This is a genomic window from Candidatus Pelagibacter sp. HIMB1636 (assembly GCF_052047675.1).
In the GTDB taxonomy this organism is placed as follows: domain Bacteria; phylum Pseudomonadota; class Alphaproteobacteria; order Pelagibacterales; family Pelagibacteraceae; genus Pelagibacter.
In genome coordinates, this window is the sequence record NZ_JBNAJP010000001.1 from 314,054 (window position 1) to 338,914 (window position 24,861).

General features: G+C 30.3%; 27 protein-coding genes, 1 tRNA gene and 1 pseudogene. 19 read left to right on the forward strand and 10 right to left on the reverse strand.

The window, feature by feature from the left end; all coding sequences use genetic code 11:
* The first annotated feature begins 50 nt into the window (after nt 1–50).
* Nucleotides 51–127, forward strand: a tRNA-Met gene (locus ACTTA6_RS01545).
* A gap of 372 nt (nt 128–499) precedes the next feature.
* On the opposite strand, the gene amt is transcribed toward ACTTA6_RS01545, so the two are convergent.
* The 3 genes from amt to ACTTA6_RS01560 form a co-directional block, all read right to left on the reverse strand.
* Complete coding sequence (amt, locus tag ACTTA6_RS01550) at nt 500–2,659, reverse strand: ammonium transporter (RefSeq protein WP_440618281.1); 2,160 nt, start codon at nt 2,657–2,659, stop codon at nt 500–502.
* A gap of 4 nt (nt 2,660–2,663) precedes the next feature.
* Nucleotides 2,664–3,005, reverse strand: a complete 342-nt coding sequence (locus ACTTA6_RS01555) for a hypothetical protein (RefSeq protein ID WP_440618282.1) — start codon at nt 3,003–3,005, stop codon at nt 2,664–2,666.
* A 468-nt stretch (nt 3,006–3,473) separates the two neighbouring features.
* Complete coding sequence (locus ACTTA6_RS01560) at nt 3,474–4,001, reverse strand: adenine phosphoribosyltransferase (protein WP_440618283.1); 528 nt, start codon at nt 3,999–4,001, stop codon at nt 3,474–3,476.
* Between the two features lie 33 nt (nt 4,002–4,034).
* Between ACTTA6_RS01560 and ACTTA6_RS01565 the strand changes: the two genes are divergently transcribed.
* From ACTTA6_RS01565 to ACTTA6_RS01600, 8 genes are read left to right on the forward strand one after another with little or no spacing between them, the layout of a single operon-like run.
* Nucleotides 4,035–4,907: an S-methyl-5'-thioadenosine phosphorylase gene (locus tag ACTTA6_RS01565; protein WP_440680365.1), complete on the forward strand. Its 873-nt coding sequence runs from the start codon at nt 4,035–4,037 to the stop codon at nt 4,905–4,907.
* On the forward strand, nt 4,904–5,974 hold the full coding sequence (mtnA, locus tag ACTTA6_RS01570; RefSeq protein WP_440680366.1) for an S-methyl-5-thioribose-1-phosphate isomerase: 1,071 nt from the start codon (nt 4,904–4,906) through the stop codon (nt 5,972–5,974). Before ACTTA6_RS01565 ends, mtnA begins: the two co-directional genes overlap by 4 nt.
* A complete protein-coding gene (locus ACTTA6_RS01575) occupies nt 5,971–6,603 on the forward strand; it encodes a class II aldolase/adducin family protein (RefSeq protein ID WP_440680367.1) in 633 nt (210 codons plus the stop codon). Before mtnA ends, ACTTA6_RS01575 begins: the two co-directional genes overlap by 4 nt.
* A 3-nt stretch (nt 6,604–6,606) precedes the next feature.
* Nucleotides 6,607–7,647, forward strand: a complete 1,041-nt coding sequence (gene speD / locus ACTTA6_RS01580; protein WP_440680368.1) for an adenosylmethionine decarboxylase — start codon at nt 6,607–6,609, stop codon at nt 7,645–7,647.
* Nucleotides 7,648–7,704: 57 nt separating this feature from the next.
* Nucleotides 7,705–8,556, forward strand: coding sequence for a transporter substrate-binding domain-containing protein (locus tag ACTTA6_RS01585; protein WP_440680369.1), 852 nt, complete (start codon nt 7,705–7,707; stop codon nt 8,554–8,556).
* 44 nt (nt 8,557–8,600) lie between these two features.
* Nucleotides 8,601–9,293 (forward strand): ABC transporter permease, encoded by a 693-nt coding sequence (locus tag ACTTA6_RS01590; RefSeq protein ID WP_440680370.1) that lies wholly within the window; start codon nt 8,601–8,603, stop codon nt 9,291–9,293.
* On the forward strand, nt 9,293–9,970 hold the full coding sequence (locus ACTTA6_RS01595; protein ID WP_440680371.1) for an ABC transporter permease: 678 nt from the start codon (nt 9,293–9,295) through the stop codon (nt 9,968–9,970). The genes ACTTA6_RS01590 and ACTTA6_RS01595 overlap by 1 nt, the downstream gene beginning before the upstream one ends.
* A gap of 1 nt (nt 9,971) precedes the next feature.
* The gene (locus ACTTA6_RS01600; RefSeq protein WP_440680372.1) at nt 9,972–10,760 is read left to right on the forward strand and encodes a phytanoyl-CoA dioxygenase family protein; all 789 of its coding nucleotides are present in this window, start codon (nt 9,972–9,974) and stop codon (nt 10,758–10,760) included.
* Here ACTTA6_RS01600 and ACTTA6_RS01605 read toward each other — a convergent pair.
* Complete coding sequence (locus ACTTA6_RS01605) at nt 10,750–11,139, reverse strand: DUF6165 family protein (protein WP_440618291.1); 390 nt, start codon at nt 11,137–11,139, stop codon at nt 10,750–10,752. The two genes, ACTTA6_RS01600 and ACTTA6_RS01605, sit on opposite strands and share 11 nt — an antisense overlap.
* A 32-nt stretch (nt 11,140–11,171) precedes the next feature.
* Between ACTTA6_RS01605 and ACTTA6_RS01610 the strand changes: the two genes are divergently transcribed.
* A complete protein-coding gene (locus tag ACTTA6_RS01610) occupies nt 11,172–12,113 on the forward strand; it encodes a glycosyltransferase family 9 protein (protein WP_440680373.1) in 942 nt (313 codons plus the stop codon).
* On the opposite strand, the gene ACTTA6_RS01615 is transcribed toward ACTTA6_RS01610, so the two are convergent.
* Nucleotides 12,103–13,176, reverse strand: coding sequence for an AbrB family transcriptional regulator (locus ACTTA6_RS01615; RefSeq protein WP_440680374.1), 1,074 nt, complete (start codon nt 13,174–13,176; stop codon nt 12,103–12,105). The two genes, ACTTA6_RS01610 and ACTTA6_RS01615, sit on opposite strands and share 11 nt — an antisense overlap.
* A gap of 80 nt (nt 13,177–13,256) precedes the next feature.
* On the opposite strand from ACTTA6_RS01615, the gene ACTTA6_RS01620 reads away from it, so the two are divergent.
* From ACTTA6_RS01620 to ACTTA6_RS01630, 3 genes are read left to right on the forward strand one after another with little or no spacing between them, the layout of a single operon-like run.
* Nucleotides 13,257–14,237: a tripartite tricarboxylate transporter substrate binding protein gene (locus ACTTA6_RS01620; RefSeq protein WP_440680375.1), complete on the forward strand. Its 981-nt coding sequence runs from the start codon at nt 13,257–13,259 to the stop codon at nt 14,235–14,237.
* Between the two features lie 28 nt (nt 14,238–14,265).
* Nucleotides 14,266–14,736 carry a tripartite tricarboxylate transporter TctB family protein gene (locus ACTTA6_RS01625; protein WP_023855083.1) on the forward strand — a complete coding sequence of 157 codons (471 nt, stop codon included), beginning with the start codon at nt 14,266–14,268 and terminating at the stop codon, nt 14,734–14,736.
* Nucleotides 14,733–16,232 (forward strand): tripartite tricarboxylate transporter permease, encoded by a 1,500-nt coding sequence (locus tag ACTTA6_RS01630; RefSeq protein ID WP_440614239.1) that lies wholly within the window; start codon nt 14,733–14,735, stop codon nt 16,230–16,232. Before ACTTA6_RS01625 ends, ACTTA6_RS01630 begins: the two co-directional genes overlap by 4 nt.
* Here ACTTA6_RS01630 and ACTTA6_RS01635 read toward each other — a convergent pair.
* From ACTTA6_RS01635 to ACTTA6_RS01645, 3 genes are read right to left on the reverse strand one after another with little or no spacing between them, the layout of a single operon-like run.
* Nucleotides 16,229–17,119 carry a DMT family transporter gene (locus ACTTA6_RS01635; protein ID WP_440614240.1) on the reverse strand — a complete coding sequence of 297 codons (891 nt, stop codon included), beginning with the start codon at nt 17,117–17,119 and terminating at the stop codon, nt 16,229–16,231. The two genes, ACTTA6_RS01630 and ACTTA6_RS01635, sit on opposite strands and share 4 nt — an antisense overlap.
* The gene (locus ACTTA6_RS01640) at nt 17,116–18,198 is read right to left on the reverse strand and encodes a glycosyltransferase family 4 protein (protein ID WP_440614241.1); all 1,083 of its coding nucleotides are present in this window, start codon (nt 18,196–18,198) and stop codon (nt 17,116–17,118) included. Before ACTTA6_RS01640 ends, ACTTA6_RS01635 begins: the two co-directional genes overlap by 4 nt.
* Entirely contained in the window at nt 18,198–18,752 is a 555-nt protein-coding gene (locus ACTTA6_RS01645) for a thioredoxin family protein (protein ID WP_440614242.1), read from the reverse strand. Before ACTTA6_RS01645 ends, ACTTA6_RS01640 begins: the two co-directional genes overlap by 1 nt.
* Nucleotides 18,753–18,772: 20 nt before the next feature.
* Between ACTTA6_RS01645 and ACTTA6_RS01650 the strand changes: the two genes are divergently transcribed.
* From ACTTA6_RS01650 to ACTTA6_RS01660, 3 genes are read left to right on the forward strand one after another with little or no spacing between them, the layout of a single operon-like run.
* Nucleotides 18,773–19,285 carry a gamma carbonic anhydrase family protein gene (locus tag ACTTA6_RS01650; RefSeq protein ID WP_440614243.1) on the forward strand — a complete coding sequence of 171 codons (513 nt, stop codon included), beginning with the start codon at nt 18,773–18,775 and terminating at the stop codon, nt 19,283–19,285.
* Between the two features lie 11 nt (nt 19,286–19,296).
* On the forward strand, nt 19,297–20,217 hold the full coding sequence (locus ACTTA6_RS01655; protein ID WP_440614244.1) for an ROK family protein: 921 nt from the start codon (nt 19,297–19,299) through the stop codon (nt 20,215–20,217).
* Nucleotides 20,218–20,241: 24 nt separating this feature from the next.
* On the forward strand, nt 20,242–20,532 hold the full coding sequence (locus ACTTA6_RS01660) for a DUF1330 domain-containing protein (protein WP_262589034.1): 291 nt from the start codon (nt 20,242–20,244) through the stop codon (nt 20,530–20,532).
* Here ACTTA6_RS01660 and ACTTA6_RS01665 read toward each other — a convergent pair.
* Nucleotides 20,529–21,134: a flavin-binding protein gene (locus tag ACTTA6_RS01665; protein ID WP_440614245.1), complete on the reverse strand. Its 606-nt coding sequence runs from the start codon at nt 21,132–21,134 to the stop codon at nt 20,529–20,531. The genes ACTTA6_RS01660 and ACTTA6_RS01665 overlap by 4 nt on opposite strands.
* Before the next feature lie 3 nt (nt 21,135–21,137).
* Nucleotides 21,138–22,013, reverse strand: a complete 876-nt coding sequence (locus tag ACTTA6_RS01670) for an NAD(P)-dependent oxidoreductase (protein WP_440614246.1) — start codon at nt 22,011–22,013, stop codon at nt 21,138–21,140.
* An 11-nt stretch (nt 22,014–22,024) separates the two neighbouring features.
* On the opposite strand from ACTTA6_RS01670, the gene ACTTA6_RS01675 reads away from it, so the two are divergent.
* From ACTTA6_RS01675 to dusA, 3 genes and pseudogenes are all read left to right on the forward strand, one after another.
* Nucleotides 22,025–23,233 (forward strand): MFS transporter, encoded by a 1,209-nt coding sequence (locus ACTTA6_RS01675; protein ID WP_440614247.1) that lies wholly within the window; start codon nt 22,025–22,027, stop codon nt 23,231–23,233.
* Between the two features lie 44 nt (nt 23,234–23,277).
* Nucleotides 23,278–23,658, forward strand: a pseudogene (gene rpoZ / locus ACTTA6_RS01680) (DNA-directed RNA polymerase subunit omega); the annotation flags it as partial.
* 180 nt (nt 23,659–23,838) lie between these two features.
* Nucleotides 23,839–24,831, forward strand: coding sequence for a tRNA dihydrouridine(20/20a) synthase DusA (gene dusA, locus ACTTA6_RS01685; protein ID WP_440614248.1), 993 nt, complete (start codon nt 23,839–23,841; stop codon nt 24,829–24,831).
* Nucleotides 24,832–24,861: the final 30 nt, after the last annotated feature.

A 24,861-nucleotide genomic window follows, 5' to 3' on the forward strand; every position in this document is an offset into this window, starting at 1 on the left:
TACTTATAGTTGAAAGAGTTAATAAATGTAGTATAAATCTTTCACTTTATGGCGGGGTAGCTCAGTTGGTTAGAGCGCGGGACTCATAAGCCCGAGGTCAGTGGTTCGATCCCACTTCCCGCTACCATTCTAGACGATCGTAAGCGTTTTGCTCCAATAGTGCTCCAATGGGAATTGGTTATTAGTTTAAGTTTCTTTAATTTTTCACCAAATAGAATTTCAGTTCAGGATTTTATAATCTTGTATTATGGTATTTGATACTCTAACAGTGTTTTATTTTTTTGTGATGTATAGAAAAAAATTTCTACTTATGAATAGTTAAATTATTAAGAATTAGAATATAAAAAAAAATCCATTTTAGAAGAAAGGAGAGAAAAGATGAACTTTTTAAACAATTGGTTACACGGTTAGCACTACTATAATTATGTAGACAAGAGATGAAGCTAATGAAAGTACTAATAAAATATCCGATAATTAATATTATAGAAGAGAGTAATAATTATTTCCCAAATCCAACAAATGTCATATCATCATTTAACTCAACTGGTTTATTGCCAGTAAATGTAGTTTTGATCATTAAAGCTCTTGTAGTTGCTTCAATTTCTTTTTTAATTTGTTCATTTTTATTTTCTAATAAAACTTTTTTAATTCCTTGTTCCCCTATTTCATTTCCATTAGAATCAAAAATTTCAGATAATCCATCTGTGTAAATATAAAATCTTTTATTCTTCAAATTTATTTTATTAATTTGATAATTTTTTGGATCATTAACTTCTGCTATACCAAGTGGGAATAATTTTTCATCTTCAATTTTTTCAAAACTATCATTCTTAAGTTTTACAATTGGTGTTTGATGACCGGCATTTACAAATCTCATTTCTTCACTATCTTTATTGTAAATTCCAATTATTGCAGTAGCAAACATCCCTCTTGTTTTAGTTAAGAAAATATCGTTATTTATTTTTTGAGCCACTTCATCAATACCATGTTTGTTTCCAACCAACATTTCAAACAAAGTAATGGATTTAGCCATCACCATAGCAGCATTTATTCCCTTACCTGCTACATCTGCAACAATAAAATAAACATCTTTGTTATGAGGATAGATATCAAAAAAATCTCCTGATAATTCCCTAGCTGGAATGTTTTGGCCAAAAACAGGATATTGGGTAAGATCTCTTTCTGGTTTAAAGTTTTTTTGAACTTCTACCGCAAGGTTTATTTCTTTTAAAACTCTAGACCTCCACATTTCTACTTCTTTTTCTGATTTTTCTAATTTAGTTAACATTTGGTTTACGTAATAACCTATAATTCCAAAGTTAGTAAAAGGGTCTTGATTAGTTCTTAACTTTAAATCTTTTGTTTTAATTTGTGTTTTAAGAAATTTAATTAGGTCTAATTCAGTTGTATTTTCATCGTGTTCAGCAATATTTAATCCTAATTCTTCATCAATTCCTGTAACTCTTAATTTATAAAATTTATTTACTGTTTTTAAAATTAAAAATGTTGAACTAAATGCAAATAACCCAACAACTAACACTCCTACTAATTGTGATTTAAGAATATCAAATCTTGAAGCGTTATTAAAAAAATCATTATCGATATTAGCAAACAATGCAACAGCAATTGTTCCCCAAATACCTGCTGATAAATGAACTGGAACAGCACCAACAACATCGTCTATCTTAAATTTTTCTAAAAGCTCATCAGCTTTTAAAGCAATCAATGAAGCTATGGCTGCAATTGTTAAAGCCTGAATTTGATCGATTATATTTGCTGAAGCGGTTATGGAAACCAATCCTGCTAATGGAGCAATTAAAATTGCTCTAGGAGATATATTTTTTTGTTTAAAGTAACCGTAAAGAACACCTATTAACAATCCTCCTGAACCACCTGCAAAAGTATTCATCATTATGCGTGGAACATTAAAATCTAATTTTCCATTACTTGCGCCATTAAAACCAAACCATCCAAACCATAATAAAAAAATTCCAAAAATAGCTAATGGAAAACTAGTATACATTTTTATATTACCAGTGTTGTTAAATCTTCCTGTTCTAGGGCCAATTACAATTAAAGAAGCTAAAGCAATCCAACCACCAACAGAATGCACAATAGTACTACCTGCAAAATCATAAAAACCTAAAACAACCAACCAACCAGGATCAGCATTAGCTCCATAATCTGCTATAACTAACGAAGCCCAACCCCAATGACCAACAATTGGATAAATTAAACCAGATGTAATTAGTGAAATTAAAATATAAGCTTCAAATTTAGTTCTCTCTGCTATTGCACCTGAAATGATACTTGTTGCTGTTGCAACAAATACTGCTTGGTATAAAAAATAAACTTGATAAGCGCCATAATCTGAAGTGAAGAAAAAAAATTCTGTACCAAAAATTCCATAAAAGCTTGATCCAAACATCAAGCCAAAACCAAACATCCAGAAAACTGTAATTGCAACAGACATGTCTGTAATATTTTTTAAAGCAATATTGATGCTATTTTTGGGACGAGTGATACCTGCTTCTAAACACATGAATCCACCCTGCATAAGAAATACTAAGCAAGTGCAAATTAAAACCCAAAGAGTATCTATTTGTGAAGTAAAAATTAACTGAAACGTGTCTAGCTTTTGTGCTAGCTCTTCAACCATTTTTTTAATTTACAGATTTAAGAATTTTAACACCATCTTTTGCAGAGTTTATATACTCATTGATGGTAGTAACTTTTTTTACTTGAAAACCATTGTTTTCTATAATTTTCTTAAATTCATCTTCTGTAATGTTTGCTTTATTTTTTGAAGCAACCATTGCAACTCCTTCTGGCCAAGCTACTTGAACATGAGTTTTAACACCAGCTTTATCTGTCAAAGCTTTTAAAAGTTTAATTTGGCAATCCATACAAACTAAACCATTAACCTTTCCAAGAACAGTTTCAGCACTGCAGGTAATTGTTGAAGAAAATAACAATATTAAGAGAGCTAAAATATTTTTTTTCACATTAATATTTTTACTTTTTTTTTGCTAAGTTTAAATTAATAAAATAAGCGATGTTGTTCAATTTGAGTTTTTTTATCTGTTATTCCAACAAATTGGTATAACTGAAATAGCGTTTTCGCTATCTTTAGTTTTTACAATTCACATTATTTCATTCAATGTTTGAAATTATTAATATATTTTTTTATCAAAGCTTAAGGATATTTGTAGGAGTTTTCTTATAGGTTTTATTCTATTTTCTTTGTATTTTAAATTTATTAAATAATATTTAATTGTTTAATAAAATATCTTTGCTCCATATACGCTCCAATGACATTGGTTCTTGACTAAGTTTCTTTAATTTGATTCAATATGTATAGAAAGGAAAGAGAGCATTTACAGGAGTAATTGTTCTAGTTGAGTAGAGCAGGGTTCATGGCGATAGACTCATAAGCCCGAGGTCAGTGGTTCGATCCCACTTCCCGCTACCATTTAATGTCCTGGAAATTCTATTAAGTTTTCAACTTTATAATTTTTATTTACCAAATTATCTGATCCACCTAAATCAAATAAATTAATAACAAAAACAAATGCAGCTACTTTTGCATCACACATTTCAACCAATTTAGCAGCAGCTTCTGCGGTGCCACCAGTTGCAATTAAGTCATCAATTATTAAAACAGACTCATCTTTTAAAATAGAGTCTTTATGAACCTCAATAGTTGCAGTTCCATATTCTAATTCAAAATCTACTGAATGTACTTCAGCTGGTAACTTATTTTTTTTTCTCAACATTATAAAAGGTTTTTTAAGTATATAAGAAACAGCAGAGGCAAACACGAAACCTCTTGATTCTATTGCAGCAATTTTATCAATTTTGTATTTTTTAGATCTTTCAATAATTTGATTAATTGTTTCAGCAAAAGCTTCCTCATTTTTAATTAGAGTAGTTATATCCCTAAATAAAATACCTTTTTTAGGATAATCAGGAATTGATCTAATATGATCTTTTAAATTCATAATACTCAATTATAAATAAATATATTTTAAATTATGACAACAAATAAATTAGCGATAATTGGTGGAAGTGGTCTTTATGATGTTGAAGAATTTACTGACAGAGAATTATTACAAATTGATACACCTTGGGGTAAACCATCTGATCATATATTAAAAACTAATTATAAAAATAAAGAAGTATATTTTTTACCTAGACATGGAAGAGGGCATTTTGTTTCTCCATCTAATATAAATTTTAGAGCAAATATCGATGCGTTAAAACAGTTAGGTGTTACTGATATTGTTTCAGTTTCAGCCGTAGGATCTTTGAAAGAAGAGTTGCCACCTGGAAAATTTGTTATTGTTGATCAGTTTATTGATAGAACTTTTGCAAGAGTAAAAACTTTTTTTGATGATGAAATCGTTGCCCATGTATCGATGGCACATCCTACATCTAATGGACTAATGAATGCTTGTGAAGAAGCAATCAAAAAATCCAATATAGAATATCAAAGAAATGGAACTTATGTTGTTATGGAAGGTCCACAATTTTCTACATTGGCAGAATCTAATTTATATAGATCTTGGAAAGCAGATGTAATTGGTATGACTAATATGCCTGAAGCAAAATTAGCTAGAGAAGCTGAAATAAGATATGCATCAGTTTCAATGGTTACAGATTTTGATTGTTGGCACCCAGATCATGAAAATGTTGATGTTCAACAAGTAATAAAAGTTTTGTTAGGAAATGCTGAAAAAGCAAAAGTTATGATTAAAAATTTAATTGATGATTTTGAGAACCATATAGATGCAAATGATCCAACCAATAATTGCTTAGATGTAGCTATTATTACTGCTCCGAAAAAACGAACCCAAAAAACAATAGATAAGTTAAAAACGGTTGCAGGTAGAGTTTTGAGTAAATGAGAATTCAAGGAAAAGAATACCGAACAATATGGTACGAGGATAAAATAGTAAAAATAATTGATCAAACAAAACTTCCACATCAATTTATAATAAAAGATCTTAAATCAGTTAAAGATGCAATAAATGCAATCAAGGTTATGGAAGTTAGAGGTGCTCCTTTAATTGGGGCAACAGCTGCTTATGGAATAGTTTTGGCCATTCATGAGAACAACTCTCAAGAATTTATAAGTAAATGTTCAGAAGAATTAATTAAATCAAGACCTACTGCGATAAACTTAAAATGGGCAGTTAATCGTGTGATGAAAAAATTATCTGGCATCAATAGTGATCAAATTTTAGATATAGCTTTAAAAGAAGCTAAGGAAATTTGTGATGAGGATGAAAAATTTTGTGAAAATATAGGTATTAATGGATTAAAAATAATTGAAGAAATTTACAATAAGAAAAAAAGTACAGTAAATATTTTAACTCATTGCAATGCAGGTTGGTTAGCAACTATTAATTGGGGAACAGCAACTTCACCTATTTATCATGCTCATAAAAAAGGAATTCCAGTTCATGTCTGGGTAGATGAAACAAGACCAAGAAACCAAGGTGCAAATTTAACTTCATATGAGCTAAATGAGGAAGAAATTCCAAATACAATTATTGCTGATAATACTGGAGGGATTTTAATGCAAAGAGGCGAAGTTGATATGTGTATTGTTGGAACAGATAGAACTTTGTCCAATGGAGATGTATGCAATAAAATTGGAACTTATCTAAAAGCTTTAGCTGCACATGATAACAAAGTCCCTTTTTATGTTGCACTTCCAAGTTCAACAATTGATTGGAATATCAAAGATGCAAAAGACATTCCTATTGAGGAAAGAAATTCTCAGGAATTGTCTCATGTTGAGGGTATTGATGAAAACAATCAAGTTAAGAAAGTTTTGATATACCCACAAAAAAGTAAAGCAATGAATTTAGCTTTTGATGTAACTCCTGCAAAATATGTAAGTGGATTAATTACTGAAAGAGGAGTATGCAAAGCTTCCACCGATGGACTAAAAAACTTATTCAAATGAAAAATTTAAGTTCTGAAATTATTCGATATTCAAAAATGTTGAATACAAAAAAATTATCAGCTTTAAGATCTGGAAATATCTCAGTAAGGTATAAAAATGGTTTTTTAATTACCCCGTCTGGAAAAAAATACTCAACTTTAAAAAATAAAGATATAGTTTTCGTTTCATTAGACGGTAAGTTTGACAAGAAAAAAGGTATTCCCTCTTCAGAATGGAAATTTCATCAAGATATTTATAAAAATAAAAAAGAAGCTAAAGCTATTGTTCATGCTCATTCAACAAATGCAACTGCCGTATCTACTCATAATAAAGGAATACCTCCTTTTCATTACATGGTTGCAATGGCAGGTGGCTATGACATTAAATGTGCAAAATATGCAACCTTTGGAACAAGAGAGTTATCTATAAATATTTTGAGAGCTCTAAAAGGTAGAAAAGCTTGCTTAATTGCAAATCACGGTCAGATTGCATTTGAAGATAATTTACCAAAAGCTTTTGAGTTAGCTGAAGAGGTTGAAAATATATCGCTTCAGTATATAACGAGCCTGAAATTGGGTAAGCCTAAAATTCTTTCTATAGCAGAAATGAATAAAGTTTTATCCAAAGCTAAAAATTATAAAAAAGGATAGCTAATGACCAAAGTTGGAGAACATATAACTCTAGACATCATTGGAACTACAAAAGAGTACGATCCTTCTGTTTATGAAAAAGTAATTCATGAAATTGCAAAAGCTGCAAAAGTTACAATATTAAATATTTCTAAATATAAATTTGAACCACAAGGTTTCACAATATTGGCTCTTTTAGCAGAAAGCCATATTAGTTTTCATACATTTCCTGAAAAAGGAATAATCAGTTTTGATTTTTTTACTTGTGGAAAAGTAAGTCCGACAGTTGCAATTAATATAATTAAAAAAGAATTTGAACATACAAGAATTGTTAAAAAAGAATTTAATAGAGATACAAAATCACTTTATCATGACATTTATAGTTCTCCAGGTTTACAAAAATCTTATGTAGTAAATGATGTTTTGGAAGATTTTAAATCCAAAGTTGGTCAACATATTGAAATTTTAGATCTTGAGCAGTTTGGAAAATCATTGTTTATAGATGGTGAAATTCAAGTTGCTGCAACCGATGAACACTTATACAGCTCTACATTTGTTGGTTCAGGTTTAAATTTAAACAAAGATAATGAAAGAGCAGCTATCATCGGAGGTGGAGATGGTGGAGTTGCAAGAGAATGTATTTCAAAAAATTTTAATTTTATTGATTGGTATGAGTTAGATCCAGAAGTTGTTGATGTTTGCAACAAACATCTTGGTGATATTGGAAAAAAAGCTACAGAAAAAAATTCAGTTAAATGTGTATGGGGAGATGCATTTGAAAGTATTAAATCAGTTGCTGATGATACTTACGATCATATTTTTGTAGATTTAAATGATGACCAGTTTTGCATAGATCTAGCAGCAAAAAATATGGACTCATTGGTTAGAATATTAAAACCAAAAGGGGTGATAACAGCTCAAGTTGGAAGTCAGGATAAAAAACCTAAGCAAGTTGATAGTTGGTTAAATGTTTTTAATCAAAATTTTGGTAATGCTAAATTATCTAGAGTTTACATACCAAGTTTTGATTGTGCTTGGAACTTTTCATCTTCAATAAATCATTAATTTTTCTTTTTTCTTTCTAAAAATTGTGAAATAATTATTCCAATTAAAGGAGAAAAAATGAATATATTCAAAAAAACTATTTTAACAGTTCTGGCTTCTTTTTTAATCATCGGAAATGTTTCTGCTGAGAAAATTAAAATTGGAACTGAAGGTGCTTATCCTCCATGGAATTCAAAAGATGCTTCTGGCAATTTAATTGGATTTGAGGTTGAGCTAGCTCAAGAGCTTTGCAAAATTATGAAGTATGAGTGTACAATCGTTGAGCAAGATTGGGATGGAATGATACCTGCATTAGTAATGAGAAAATTTGATGCAATCATGGCCGGTATGTCAATCACTGATGAAAGAAAGAAAACAATTACTTTCTCACAAGGTTATGCTGATGAAGTTGCATCTCTTGCTGTAATGAAAGGTTCAAGCTTAGAAGGCATGAATACACCAGAAGGTATCAACTTATCTTTAGGTGGTTCTAGTGTTAAAAAAGCTCTCAAAACTCTAACTGATGCTCTAGCTGGAAAAACAGTCTGTACTCAAACAGGTACAATTCACCAAAACTTTTTAGAATCTGGTGATATTGGAAGTGTAAATGTTAGAACTTACAAAACTCAAGACGAGGTAAACTTAGATTTAACTTCTGGAAGATGTGATGTTGCACTTGCTGCAGCTGTAGCGTTTACAGATTATGCAGATAAATCTGGTAAGCCAGTTGTTTTAGTTGGACCAACTTTTTCAGGAGGTGCATTTGGAAATGGAGTTGGTGTTGGAATCAGACAAGCTAGTGATAGCAAAATCGGAAAAAGAGACGCTAAAATCTTAAAAGATTTCAATAAAGCAATTAACAAAGCTAGAAAACAAGGAATAATAAGCAAACTTGCAATTAAACATTTTGGTTTCGACGCTTCTATGTAATTAATTTTGGATTTGGCGACTATAATATATAGTCGCCAGTCTATATGGAACTTCTTGCATTTGGAAAAACAGGTTGGGGTGACGAGTTATTTTACGCAACCTTAATGACTGTTGCTGTATCTGTTACAGCGATGTTAGTTGGCTTCCTGTTTGCTTCAATTTTTACTCCTTTTAAACTTTCAAAATATAAAACACTAAACTTTATAGGTAATTTTTACACGACAGTAATTAGAGGTGTGCCAGAACTATTAGTAATATATTTATTATTTTTTGGGGGGAGTGGTGCAATCATGTATGTTGCATCAATATTTGGTTATTACGAATACATAGAGATTAATGCATTTATTACTGGCGCAGTTGCGATTGGTATAATTTCAGGAGCTTACTCAACAGAAGTTTTTAGAGGAGCCATTCAGTCTATTGATAAAGGGCAGTTCGAAGCTGCTAAAGTTTTAGGAATAAGCAAGTTTGGTCAATTTTATAAAATAATTCTTCCTCAAATGTTAAGATTAGCAATTCCAAATTTAAGTAATGTTTGGCAAATTACTTTGAAGGATACCTCTTTAATATCAGTAACTGGTTTGGTCGAAATCATGAGACAATCTTATATTGCTGCAGGATCTACAAGAGATCCATTATTTTTTTATTCTTTTGCAGCAGTTCTATATTTATTGCTCACTTACATAAGTATGAAGTTAATTAATAAATTAGAAGCAAAATATAGTAGGGGTTATTAATGGATTTTGATTTAATGATCACTAGTTTTCCAAAACTCTTAGGAGCAACTGTTATTACTTTAAAACTTTTATCAGCATCTTTGTTTTTTGGATTATTTCTTGGATTATTTTTTGCAATCTTAAGATTAAACAAAAATATATTTATTAATAAATTTGCTTATGGATACTCTTATGTTTTCAGAGGTACTCCTTTATTAGTTCAAATTTTTATTATCTACTTTGGATTAGGACAAATTGAATATTTAAGATCAACAGTTTTATGGGTTGTTTTAAAAGAGCCTTATTGGTGTGCAATTATTGCCTTTACATTAAATACAGGCGCATACACGTCTGAAATCTTAAGATCTGCATTTCAAACTATAAAACCAGGAATTATTGAAGCTGGGAAAAGTCTAGGTATTTCAAACAAAATTATATTTTATAAAATTCAACTACCTATTGCGATTAGACAATCTCTTCCTGCCTATGGAAATGAAATAATTTTAATGATGAAAGGCACTTCGTTAGCAAGCACAGTAACACTAATGGACTTAACTGGTGTTGCTAAATACATCATATCAACAACATTTAAGCCTATAGAAGTATTTATTGTGGCTGGTGGAATATATTTGTTTATGACTTTTGTTATTCATAATGTGATTAAGTATTTAGAAAAAAAATATAGCTTCCAACAATAAAATGTATCTTTCTCAAAAACAGATTGATGATTATCAAAATCTTGGTGCAATAATAATTAAAGGTGCATTTCAAGATTGGATTGAGCCATTAAGAAATGGTTTTCAAAAAGTTTTAGACAACCCTAGTCAACATGGAAGGGAAAATGTGAGTGTGAATGAGGGAAGATTTTTTGAAGATTATTGCAATTGGGAAAGAATAAAAGAATTCAAAAATTGTATGTTTAATTCTCTTGCTGCTCAGATAGTTGCTGAAGCTACAAATTCAAATTCTATACAAATTTTTCATGACCATCTTTTTATAAAAGATCCAGGTACAAACAAAGAAACACCTTGGCATCAAGACATGCCATATTATTGTGTTGATGGAGATGATACAGGAAGTTTTTGGATACCATTAGATGAAGTAAATAAAGAAAATACCCTTAAATTAATTTTAAGATCACATAAATGGAAAAAACTTTTAAAACCTACTAAATGGTCTAATGATCAACCTTGGTATGAAGATGACAGTTCATTTATGAATCTTCCAAAAAAAGAAGAATTTGAAGAAGATGTATTAGTTCCCGACCTAAAATTAGGTGATGCAGTTTTATTTAATTTTAAAACTGTTCATGGTTCCACAGGAAATCAAAGTTCTCAATCTCGTAGAGCATTTTCTATGAGATTTATAGGTGATGATGTTACTTTTGTTAAAAGAAGTGGCCCAACATCACCACCATTTGATGGAATTAATTTAAAATCAGGAGATCTGATGAGAGAGGATTGGTTCCCAAAAGTTTTTAGTAACTAGTATACTCTTTAATCTCTTTAATAGCAGAGCCAGTATGGTTATTCATTTCTAATTTTATTTTTGCACGATCATCATTTAAAAAATGAACGTCTCTAGAAAGTTTTATAAATTTTTCTCCAAAATCTTTATTTTTTTCACAATCTCTCTTGTCATCTTCAATAACCCAAAGTTTAGCATTTATATCTTTTAAATCTTGAAATAATTTTTCAAGTTTCTCATCAGACTTAACATTTTTTTCTAACTGATTTTTAAGAATAGAGTGCTCGTTATTTATAAAACTTAATTTTTCTGGGTCTTTAATTTTACCTTGTTTAATTTCTAATATTGAAATCTTATCTAAAAGCTCTCCAACTGAAACCTCTACTATAATTTTATTCATAAAACTTTATACTATGTTAAGTTGTTAGAATTATGTCTAATATTTTAATTATTAAACATGGATCCTTAGGCGATATAGCTCAAGCATGTGGGGCAATTCAAGATATTTCTGAAAATCATAAAGATGATCAAATTCACTTATTAACAACAAAACCTTATTTTGAACTATTTAAAAAAAACCCACATATTTCAAATGTTATTCTAGATAAGAGATTATCAAAGATTAACTTAATTTATTTATATTTACTAATGAGAGAGATTAAAAAACATAATTTCTCAAAAGTTTATGATCTTCAAAATTCTAGCAGAACATCATTTTACAAAAATATATTATTTCCTAAAGCTGACAAAACTATTTGGTGTTCAACAGAAACAACTCTACCAGAAGGAACAACTAAAAAAGATTTTGATAAAGATTCTGTTCTTTCAAGATTTGATCATCAGTTAAAATCTTCAGGAATTAATACCAATCATACAATAAAACCAGACTTTTCGTGGAGTACAGTTGATATTTCAGAAATAAAAAACAATTACGAACTAGATAAATACATAATACTTTTTCCTTTTTGCTCACCTCATTTAACTTCAAAGAAATGGCCTTACTATAACGACCTAATCGCTATGATTAATAAAAAATTCGAGAATAAATTTAAAGTAGTTTCTGCACCTGGACCAGATGAAATTAAAGATGCAAAAAATATAAATGCTTTATGTGTTTTAGATAATGGCAAAGCTTTAAATATTTCACAATTATCTGCATTGATTAAAGATAGTTCATTTGTGGTCGCTAATGATACTGGACCCGCTCATATAACCGCACACTTAGGATCAAGGGGTGTTGCTTTATTTGGTTCTCACACTACTCCATTTAAAGTCAGTATTGAAAGAGATAACTTTACAGCAATACAAGCCCCCGAATTATCAAAACTCTCAGCAGAAAAAGTTTTTGAAAGACTTTCTAAAATTATTTCTTAATTTTTTCTAAAACTCTTAAAAATATTGGAACTGTGAAAAGTATAAACAGCAATCTTATTATATGGTGAAAAGCAACAAAGTCTGGGTCTAAATCAAAAGCAATTGCTATAACTGCCACTTCATAAATTCCTCCAGGACTAAAAGATAATATTAAAGTTAAAATATTTGTATCAACAAAGAATGTTGCAACAAATGAAGCAAGTAAGCCCAATGTCACCAATATTACTGTCGCCACAATACTATGCAGTGAATTGTTTGCAATTTCCTTCACTGTTTTTTCAGCAAATCTACATCCAACAGAAGAACCAAGAATTAACAGACAAAAATTTACTGTTTCGTTTGGCAATTTATACGTTGCTACATCTGTAATTTGTAATAGGCCGCTTGCAAATAATGTTCCTGATAATAAGGCTGCTGGCACTCTAATTTTCTCAAAAACAAAAATAAAAAATAAAGAAGCAACAATAAGTAAAATTAAATTTAAATGATTTTGAGCCAAGTAATTAAATTCATCATTTAACAAAACATCATTTTGAGTGTTATTTACTATAATAAATGGAATGACGGTTATTATGATGATTAATCTAATTAAGTGAGAGGTTGCAACTTGAGATAAATCCGTTTTTTCATTTTCAGCTAAAATCATTAAAGGACCCAGTGCACCTGGAGCTGCTGAAAAGATTGAAGCTTTTTCTCCATAACTTGCAAATTTTTGGAGGTATTTAGCAACAACTAAAATACAAATTATTATGTAGATTAACATAATTAGCGAAGTCCAAATCCAATCAAACATTTGATTAAATAGATTTTGATCTATGTAATTTCCAATATGCAAACCTAAAATAATTAGAATAAAGCTCAAAACAATTTTAGGCATAATGATTTTTATTCCTGATAAAGCAGCAATTGATGTGATAATCATTGGACCTAAAAACCAAGCAAGTGGAATATTTAATTGTTCTGCAATTATTGCACTTGGTACACTTATCAAAAAAACAGTTATAAATTTTAATGTAAATAACTGAGACAAATTTTCTTTAATTTTCTGTGTTGATGAATTCATCTTTAAATTTCTATATCATTGACACTACTTTATATTAAATGTTTAATATAATTTAATTAATAAACAAGAAGAGAGGTATTATGAGTAATCTTAAAAAATTATTTTCAGTATTATTCTCAGCAATCTTACTATTCTCAGCAACTACCACTAGCTCAGTAGCAATTGATAAATTGCACTTTGTAATCGGTGGTGGTGCTGGTGGTGGTTGGGATGGAACTGCTAGAGGTACTGGAGAAGCTTTAACAAAAGCTGGTATGTTAAAAAGTGCATCATTTGAAAATATGTCAGGTGGTGGTGGTGGTAAAGCACTTGCTTACATGATTAATACTAAACCTGCTAATACAGTTTTAGTTCAATCTACACCATTAGTATTAAGATCAATTACTAGACACGAAGGTTACGTAAAAGGTAGTGGAACTTTATCTTATAAAGATGTTGTGCCGATTGCTGGTGTTATTGGTGACTACGGTGCTATTGCAGTTGCAAAAAACTCACCTTACAAAAACTTTAAAGATGTAGTTGATGCATACAAAAAAAATCCAAGCTCAATTAAAATGGCTGGTGGATCAGTAAGAGGAAGTATGGACCATTTAATTGGTGCTTTAGCATTCCAAGCTGCAGGTGCAGATCCAAATGCTGTTGCATACATTCCTTACGATGCTGGTGGAAAAGCTTTAGCTGGACTTTTATCTGGAGAAACTCAAATTATTTCAACTGGTTTAGGTGAATTGATGGGTGCAAGAGACCAAGTAACAATCATTGGTATTACTGCTCCTTCAAGAGTTTCTGATGCACCAGATGCACCAACTCTTAAAGAACAGGGTTATGATGTACAATTCGTTAACTGGAGAGGTTTCTTTGGCCCTCCAGGCATGAGCAGCGCTGATAAAGCAGCAATTGCAAAAATGCTTGGCGATGTACAAAAAACTCCTGAATGGGAAACAGTAAGAGCAAGAAATGCTTGGGTTAATATTTATAACCCTGAAGGTAAGTTTGTATCTTTCCTAGAAAAACAAACTGAAGAAATGACAGCTCTTATGAAAAAACTAGGAGTTATCTAACCTTTGGTTAGAAATTAAAATTAGAGCAGTGAATATAAATACTACAAAAATTATATCACTGCTCTTTTTTATTTTTTCAGCATTTTATTTATATTTAGCTTATCAAATTCAAGTTTTCACATTCGATGAAAATGCTCCATTTAATGCTAGAACATTTCCAATTTATTTAGGTTATGCAGGATTATTTTTTTCTGGATTAAAACTTATTTTACCAGACCCAAACACAATTAAAGTAGAGCATAAAAATTTAGAGTATAAAAAAACTGGTATACTAATATTAATCGCAATTATTTACGGAGCTACAATTTTAAAAGTTGGTTATTTTTTAACAACTTCATTATTTTTATTTGCTTCATATTATTTTTTAGGAGAACGAAGGTGGATTTTAATGTTTTTATTATCCTTTCCATTTGTTGCTGCCTTTATGTATTTGCTTCATGGTATTCTTGATATTTATTTAAGAGATCCATTTTTACAATTAATTGGAGTAATGGGATGATTGAAGGAATACTAATTGGATTAACAACTGCACTTACGCTTCAAAATATATTAATGGTAATGGTTGGTTGTTTCTTTGGGACAATTATTGGAATGCTTCCTGGTCTTGGTCCAATGACTGCAATTGCTTTAATGATACCTATTACATATGGTTTTGAACCTGCAACTGGATTAATTTTAATGGCTGGAGTTTATTATGGAGCAGTATTTGGTGGATCAACTTCTTCAATACTATTAAATGCTCCCGGTGTTCCAGGAACAGTTGCAACTTCATTTGATGGTTATCCAATGGCACAGCAAGGTAAGGCTGGAAAAGCTTTAGCAATAGCTGCATGGAGTTCATTCGCTGGTGGAACATTATCTGCAATTTATTTATTATTTATGGCACCAAGTTTATCTAAAGTAAGTTTATCTTTTAGATCACCTGATTATTTTGCTTTGATGATTTTAGGTTTAACGGCCATTGCAGCTTTCTCATCTAAGGGACAATTTTTAAAAGCAATGATGATGGTTGTTTTAGGCTTGATGTTAGCATCTGTTGGTCAAGATAGTTTGTCTGATATTACAAGATATACATTTAACAATATGAACTTAACTGATGGTATTAGCTTTGTATTAGTTGTGATGGCAACTTTTGCGATGAGTGAAGCTTTAACAATTATTTTAAAGAGAAATGATCCAACAACTGCTGCTAAACAAGTTTCATTAACTGAATTAGGCTCAATTAAGATTAATAAAGAAGAACGAACTAAAATGTATAAAACAATTCCAAGATCATCAGTAATTGGTTTTTTAATTGGTGTTTTACCTGGAGCTGGCGCAACAATTGCATCCTTTTTAGCTTATGGAATGGAACGAAACGTAGTTAGTGATCAGGAAAAAGAAAAATTTGGTAAGGGAAGCGTAAATGGTTTGTCAGCACCAGAAACTGCAAACAATGCTGCTTGCTCTGGTTCTTTTGTACCAATGCTTACTTTAGGAATTCCTGGAAGTGGAACTACAGCTGTAATGCTTGGGGCTCTTTTAGGTTTTGGTGTTCAGCCTGGTCCTAGACTTTATATGACCAATCCAGAGATTTTTTGGTCTATTATCATGTCTATGTATATTGGAATGGTAATACTTCTTATATTAAACTTACCACTCATTCCCTATATAGCTAGAATTCTTGCTGTTCCTAAAAATTATTTAATACCTTTAATTTTATTTTTTTCTGTTACTGGGATTTACGTAATGTCATTCAATAATTTTGATATTTATTTAATGATTGGAATTGCAGTAGTTGCAACGTTTTTAAGATTATATGATTTCCCTATGCCACCTTTGATATTAGCTTTTGTACTTGGTGGATTGATGGAAGAAAACTTAAGACGTTCTTTATTATTAAGTAATGGTTCTTGGGAATTTTTGTGGGACAGAACATTAACTGCATGTATCCTAGCTACTACAATTTTAATTGTAGTTTGGCATATTTACAAAACCTTTAAGAGAAAAAATTAAGATTTAATATCTATTCGTTTTCTTATTATTTCTTTATTGAGCTTCATTTCACGGTATGACATAATGAAAACTCCTAAAAATATTATACTTGCACCAATCCAAGTAAAGAGATCAGGAATTTCGCTAAACACAAAGTAACCAATCAGAGATGCAAATACTAAACTCAGAAAAGAATAGGGTTGGGTCATGCTTACATCAACTAATTTATAAGCGTGATTAATACAAAGATGCAACAATGTGCCAGAAAGACCTGCAAAAAATAAATAAATCAAAGTTTGTAAACTAGGTGTTTGCCAATAAAACAATGCAATAAAGAAACTAAAAATAGTCATATAACAGTATCCATAAGATAAAATTGTAATCGAACTATCCTCTTTTGTTATAGTTTTTGTAATTATAATCACTATTGACCACATAAAAGAAGATGCCAGCGCCATATACACTCCAATAGAGATGTCAATCATACCTGGTCTTAAAATTACTAACATGCCAATAAATCCTAAAACTAGCGCAAAACTTCTGTAGATATAAATTTTTTCTCCAAGAAACAAAACAGCCAAAATAGTTACTATGAAAGGAACAACAAAAGATATTGCGGTAGCTTTTTCAATTGGCATCATTGTTAAAGCTGAGAAATATAAAAGCATTGAAGGTAAGTTTAAAACTGCTCTAAGAAAATGTTTTTTATGATGATTTGATTTAAAAACTGCAAACTTAGTTTTTAACATATAAGGAAAAATAATCAGGAAACCAAATAAAAATCTAAAAAAACCTGCCACATAAACATTAACTTCCTCTTGTGCTAATTTTAAAAAGGTTAACATTAATGTTCCACAAAAAACTGAGATTATAATTAAAAAAATTGCTAATTTATTATTTGAAATCAATTTAGTATCTTTTTGTATTCCTCAATTATTTTTGACCATTGAAATTTATTCACAAATTCTTTTGCATTTTTTCCATATTCTAAATATTTTTTATTTTCTAACATTGAGTTAATTGAGGAATAAATATCATCAAGATTATTTCCATCACATATTAAACCAGTTTTTTCATGATCTATTGCATCTGCCGCACCTCCATCTTTACCACCTATAGATGGTACACCGTATTGTGCTGCTTCAACATAAGCAATTCCAAACCCTTCAACAGATTTTTTATGAATTACAGAAGGCATTACAAATAAATTTGATTTAGCGATTAGTGCATTTTTTAAATCATCACTTATATCTTTAAAAAACATTACTTGTTCATCTAAATTTAATTCTTTTACTAATTTTTTAATATTTTCTTCTTCATCACCGTATCCAATACAAATATAGACAATATCTGGATAAATTTGTTTTAGATTTCTAAGAGCCATCACTACTTTTTCATGATTTTTCCTTTTATCAAATCTTGAAACAGTAATTAATCTTGGAGTTTTGACTTTTAGTAAGCTTTCAACTTTTTCTAATGATTTTTCGTTTAATTCTTTTGGTAGATCTACTCCACAATTTATAACAACAATTTTATTTTCATTAACACCACATTCAATAGCAAGGTTTTTAGTATATTGTGAGTTAGCAATAACTTTTTCTACATTGTTAAGAACATTTAAAACTCTTTTATTTTGATTTGACCCTTTAGGATGATTGATTTCTTTACCATGTATAAGACAATATTTTTTTTTGGAAGTTTTAATTAATTCTAAACTTTTCCAATGATCTCCAATTATTCCTTCAACCTTATTCTCTTTGATAAATTCATTAATTAATTGAGCTTTTCTATATTTTCTAAGAAGTTTTATTCCACCAACTCTTTCAATTGAAAACGAAGCTTGTTCATCAAAATCTTTATGATTATCAATATAATCTGCAAACACTTTGATCATAAAGTTTTTAGATAACTCTCTTGATAAACCCCACATCAAGCTCTGCATTCCACCAAGTTCAGGAGGAAAAGATCTGGTAACAATTAAATACATTAATTAGTTTTCCACTTTATGCTGCAGCCAGCACTAGGAATTTGTTCTTTAGGACCTTCGCCTGTTTCAGCAATTTGTTTCAAAGCTTTTAACAAATCACTTTCACCTTCTTTAACGGGTATAAGATTTCTTAACTCTCTTAATCTTCCTCGATATTGAAGTTCTAAATTTTTGTTATAACCAAAAAAATCTGGTGTACAGACAGCGTCATATGCTTTTGCAATATTTTGTATTTCATCGATTAAATATGGAAAATTAAAATTATTATGTTTAGAAAATTTAATCATATTTTCAAAAGAGTCTTCAGGATAATTCTCAGCATCATTTGCACAAATTGCAACTGAATTTATTCCAATTTTTTTTAGTTCATTACAATCTTCAACTATCTCTTTTGTAACTGCTTTTACGTAGGGACAATGATTGCAAATAAACATTATCAAAGTTCCATTTTCTCCTTTGATATCATCTAAAGAGAGAATTTTATTTTCAGTTGATTTTAATTCAAACGGAATAGCTTTTTGACCAAAATCACATATTGGAGTTTGTATTGGCATACTGTAAGAATATATAAATTATGTTTTATGATTTAAAAGATAAAAAACCAAAAAACTCTGGCGAAAATTGGGTAGCTCCTAATGCAACTATAATTGGAGATGTTACATTGGAGAAAAATACAAGCATTTGGTTTAATGCTGTTTTAAGAGGCGATATAGAAAATATTCACATAGGCGAGGGATCTAATATTCAAGATGGCAGTGTTTTACATACAGATCCCGGGTGTCCTTTAAAAGTAGGAAAGAATGTTACTGTAGGTCATTTAGTGATGCTTCATGGTTGTACCATTGGAGATAATAGTTTAATTGGAATTGGGGCAGTAATTTTGAACAAAGCAAGTATAGGGAAAAACTGCATCATTGGAGCAAAAGCATTAATTACTGAGAATAAAGTGATACCTGACAATTCATTAGTAGTTGGTTCTCCAGGAAAGGTTATAAGAGAAGTGACTGCTGAAGAAAAAAAAGCTGTAGAGGAAAACACTAAACACTACCAAGATAACTGGAAGAAATATTCGAAATCAATATTTTAAATATTAAATCTATGAATAAAAAATTTAAAATCGGTATTGATTATGGAGGTACTAAGATTGAAGGAATTTTAATTGATGATAAAGGAAATCAAATTGAAAGAAAAAGATATATACACGAAAAAAATTATAGTTCTGGAATTCAAATAGTAAAAAAACTTGTTGATGAATTTGATAAAATTAGCAACCAAACTTGTAGTGTAGGACTAGGCTTGCCGGGATTTTCATCAAGAGATACGGGGTTAGTAACTAATGCTAATTGTTTGTGGTTAAATGATAAGCCATTTGAAAAGGATTTAGAAATTGCTTTAAAAAGACAAGTAAAATTAATGAATGACGCTAATTGCTTAACTTTATCTGAAGCAATAGATGGTGCAGGAAAAAATTATGAAACTGTTTTTGGAATAATAATTGGCTCAGGTTTAGGTGCGGGTTTGTCTCACAAAAAAGAAATTATTGAAGGAGCTAATCAAATAGCAGGAGATTGGGGGCATCAACCATTACCTTATCCAACTGATGAAGAAATTAAACTTGATGTTAAATGTCCTTCAGGGAATTGTGGAAGACCTTTATGTGCAGAACAATTTATTTCAGGAACTGGTTTTACAAATATATTTAATAAAAAATATAATACAAATCTTACAACCAAAGAAATTGTAGAATTAGATAAAAATAATGATGATCATGCTAATTTAGAATTTTCTTTATATGAGGATAGAATGGCAAGATTATTAGCTGTAATGATTGGGATTTTTGATCCTAGTGCAATTGTCTTAGGCGGAGGGATGTCAAATATTGATAGACTTTATAACAACATTCCAAAATTAATTCCCAAATATACATTTGCAAAAAAAATAGAAACGAAAGTTTTAAAAAATCTACATGGTGACTCAAGTGGTGTGAGGGGAGCAGCTTGGCTTTGGAATAATGAATAGAGCAACTAAAAAAGGGAGATAATTATGTCAGCAGGTTACGTTATAGCTCAATTAAAAGTAACAAATCCAGAAAACTATAAAGAATATGTAGCTAAAGTTACAGAGGTTGTAAAAAAATTTGGTGGAGAATATCTAGTTAGAAATGGTGAATATCAAGTAGTAGAGGGCGAAGATAATTTTCCAAGATTAGTAATCATTAAATTTCCATCATATGAAAAAGCTTTAGAATGGTATCACTCTGATGAGTATAAGCCAGTTAAAGATATTCGTCTTCAAAACTCTGAAGGAAGCAATATAATTGTAAAAGGGATTTAAGGTACTAACCAGGTATCTTTATTATTTACTAAATCAAATTTTGCTCTTCGATGACCTTTAGCGGCTAAATATAACCATTCTATTGATTTTATTTTGCACTGAATAACCGTAAAGTTTTTGTAACCTTCTTCACTTTGTTCTTTAGTGTAATCAAAATTATCAAGCTCAGGTTTCAGTCCAGATGTAGGAGTATCAGACACAGTTCCTGGTCCATTATCAACTAAATAACATTTTCTAGATATGTGTTGGGTTTTTGACCAAGATTCTTTAGTAACTTCGTTATTATGATTAATGGTACACTCTACTTTTAGCCTAACCTGAATTTTTTCATCTTTATCATAAAATAACATTGCTGCATTTTTGTTAGATTTTAATTTTTTAATTTTATCAGAACGAATATCGCTATGATACTGAACTAAGTTATTAGATTGATCTGATTTTCGAAGAACTACAATTCTACCATCTAAATCAGATTGGCTTCCACATATAAAAACAGGTATTCTAAAAGGTGAGCTTCTGTCTTTGACAGCATTATCCAACATAGACCAAATTTTCTTTTTGATCTCTACAAAGTCCTCATAATAAGGAACAGTATCAGTCACAAATTATTTTTTCTTTTTTAATCGAGCAATAAGTGCAGAGCTATCCCAACGGTTACCACCCATTTCTTGTACTTCCGCATAGTAACCATCTATGATTTCTGTAATTGGCACAGGTGAACCATTTCTTTTTGCTTCTTCAATTGCAATTTTTAAATCTTTTCTCATCCAATCAATTGCAAATCCATAATCAAACTTATCATCTGTCATAGTTCGATATCTATTTTCCATCTGCCAAGACTGTGCTGCACCTTTAGATATAGTTTCCATTACTTTATCCATATCTAAACCTGCGTTTATTCCAAAATTAATTGCTTCTGATAAACCTTGCACTGCTCCAGCAATACACATTTGATTCATCATTTTAGTAAGTTGTCCGCTTCCACAAGATCCAATTAATTTTACTTTTTTACTGTAGCAATCAATTATTGGTTCTGCTTTTTTAAAAACTTCTTCATCACCACCAACCATTACAGTAAGTATTCCACCCTCCGCACCAGATTGACCTCCAGATATAGGCGCATCTAAAAAATCAAAACCTTTATCTTTTGCAGCTTTATATAATTCTCTAGATACTTCTGCGGATACAGTTGAGTTATCAATAAATATTGATCCAGCTTTTGCTGTATTAAATAATCCATTCTCTCCTGTAGCTACTTCTCTTAAATCATTATCGTTACCTACACATGTAAAAATAAAATCCGCACCTTCTGCTGCCTGAGCAGGAGTGTCAGCCATTTTTCCTTTGTATTCACCAATCCATTTTTCAGCTTTTGATTTTGTTCTATTAAAAACAGTTACATTGTGTCCGGCTTTTGATATATAACCAGCCATTGGGTAGCCCATAACCCCAAGACCTATGAAAGCAACATTACAAGTCATAATTTTTATCTATGTTTAAAAGTTTAAGTTTAAAAGTAATTATATTTGGTTTTATTTTTACATTTTTTTCAAGTTTTGGACAGAGTTATTTTCTTGGTTTGTTTAACACTGGTATTAGAGAAACTCTTTCTATTTCTCATGGACAATTTGGATCAATTTATGCTTCCGCAACTTTATGCAGTAGTTTTATATTAATATGGGTTGGAAAAAAAATAGATGATTTTAGTGCAATTAAATTTGCATATTTTGTAATTATATCATTAAGCATATCTTCATTTATATTTTCTAAAATCAATTCAATAGTTTTTTTATTTTTAGCAATTTTTTTAATGAGGTTATTTGGTCAGGGGCTGATGTCTCATACTGCTAGTACTACAGTTTCAAGATATTTTGACAAATCCAGAGGAAAAGCATTAAGTACTTCTTGGCTAGGTTTGTCATTAGCAGAATTTATTTTACCAGTTTTAATAGTATATTTTTTAACTTTCATTCATTGGAGAGAGTTATGGGTAGGATTTTCTTTACTTATTATTTTATTTCTACCTGTTGCCTCAATGTTTTTAATAAATAATTTAAATATTAATTCTAGAGAGTCTGACAGTAATAATGATTCTCAAGAAGATACAATTAAACAATGGTCTAGAGGAGAAGTATTAAAAGATTATAAGTTTTATATTATATGTGGGAACTTATTAGCAATGCCATGGATTTTTACAGGCTTTGCAGTTTTTCAATCATTTGTTCAAATTTCTAAGGGATGGGGTCCATATGTGATAGCTCAATCTTTTATGGCCTATTCGATTTGTTCTGTTTTGACTTTATTTATGACTGGTATTTTAATTGATAAGTTTTCAAGCAGGAAATTATTAATTTTTACAAACATTCCTATGTTGATTGCTGCTTTGATATTGATATTTTTTGATCATCCTATCGTTTCATTTATTTTTTTAGGATTATTAGGAATGACCAATGGTTTTGCAAATGTTTTAGGTACATCTACATGGGCAGAATTATATGGTGTAAGATTTATTGGAGGGATAAAAGCTATGACTTCTGCTTTAATGGTTTTCTCCACTGCTTTTGGAACTGCTTTATATGGATTTTTAATAGACAAAGGTTTTGGTATTGAACAAATCACTACTTTTTCCGCAATATACGTTGGATTTATGCTTGTACTTTTATTCATGATAAAAAATAAGTTAAATCCCCATTATTTGTAAAAATATCCCTTGATTTTATTTGACTCACTGTGTAGATACTGCGCATGGCTAGAGTAACAGTAGAAGACTGCATAGATAAAGTAGAAAGTCCTTATGAACTTGTTTTAGTAGCTAAAGAGAGAGCTACTCAACTTAATGCTGGTTTAGAACCAACAATAGATAGAGACAATGATAAAAATACAGTGATATCTTTAAGAGAAATTGCTGAAGAAAAAATCAAAGTATCAGATTTAACTGAAAGCGCTGTTTACAAACTTAGAAAACACGTTGAGCAAGTTGATGACGGTGTAGAAGACGATGAAGATATAGGTGATGATTTTGAAAATCTTTACAAAGGAGAAATTTCAAAAAGTGGTACTCCAATTTTACCATCTAAAAGAGCAAGAAAAACTCCAGAAAAAATTCAAGTATCAAAGGAAGATTTAGCTGAATTATCTGAAACAGCTACACCTGAAGTTGACGCTTCAGTTGGTCAAGAAACTATGAATGAACAAGGTGAAGTTTCATTAGATGAAGTTTCAGAATCAGAAAATCAAGAGGCAGATGTTGCTTCTGAAGATCCAGAAGCTTCAAACTCATAAAAAAATAATATAAAGTCTTAGTTTATGAATAGGTTGGTATCAGTTGCTCCTATGATGGATTGTACAGATCGTCATGAAAGATATTTTTTAAGACTAATATCCAAAAATATACTTCTTTATACTGAAATGGTTGTCGATGAAGCAATCAATAGAGGTGATAAAAAAAAATTACTCGAATTCAATATCAATGAAAAGCCAGTAGCACTTCAATTGGGTGGATCTTCACCCAAGTTACTTGCGGAGGCAACAAAAGTTGGAGAAGACTTTGGTTACGATGAAATTAATTTAAATTTAGGCTGTCCAAGTAGAAAAGTAGAGAAAAATAAATTTGGTGCTTGTTTAATGAAAGAGCCAAACTTAGTTGCAGATTGTCTAGCTGAAATGCAGTCAAAAACTAAATTACCTGTAACCATAAAAACTAGAATTGGATATGACAATGTCGAAGATTATGAGAACTTACATAATTTCATATCTACTCTAAAATCCACAGGTATTAAAACTTTTATTATTCATGCAAGAAAGGCTATGCTTGGCAAGTTTACGCCTAAACAAAATCTAAATATTCCGCCTTTAAAATATGAGTTTGTTTATAAATTAAAAGAAGATTTTCCAAATGAAGAAATAATAATAAATGGGGGAATAACTTCTGTAGATCAAATTAAACCACATTTAGAAAAAACAGATGGAGTTATGATTGGAAGAGCTGCTTATCATACACCTTATTTGTTAGCAGATATTGAGAGAGAAATTTTTAATAATGAGGATATTCCTAGTAGGCAAGATGTTGTTGAGCAATTAATTCCTTATGTAAAAGATGAATTGAAAAAAGGAACTCGGTTAAATCAAATCATGAGACATACATTAGGTTTGTTTCACGGTCAATCTGGTGCCAGCCATTGGAAAAGATATTTAAGTGAAAATATGTGTGTGAGAGATGCTGATGTAAAAAAAATTGATCACATAATGGATAAAATTAAATACAACAATGTTGATGTGAGAGAAGGTCAATCTGCTTAGTTCAATCTTAGCAAATGAATATATCTATAT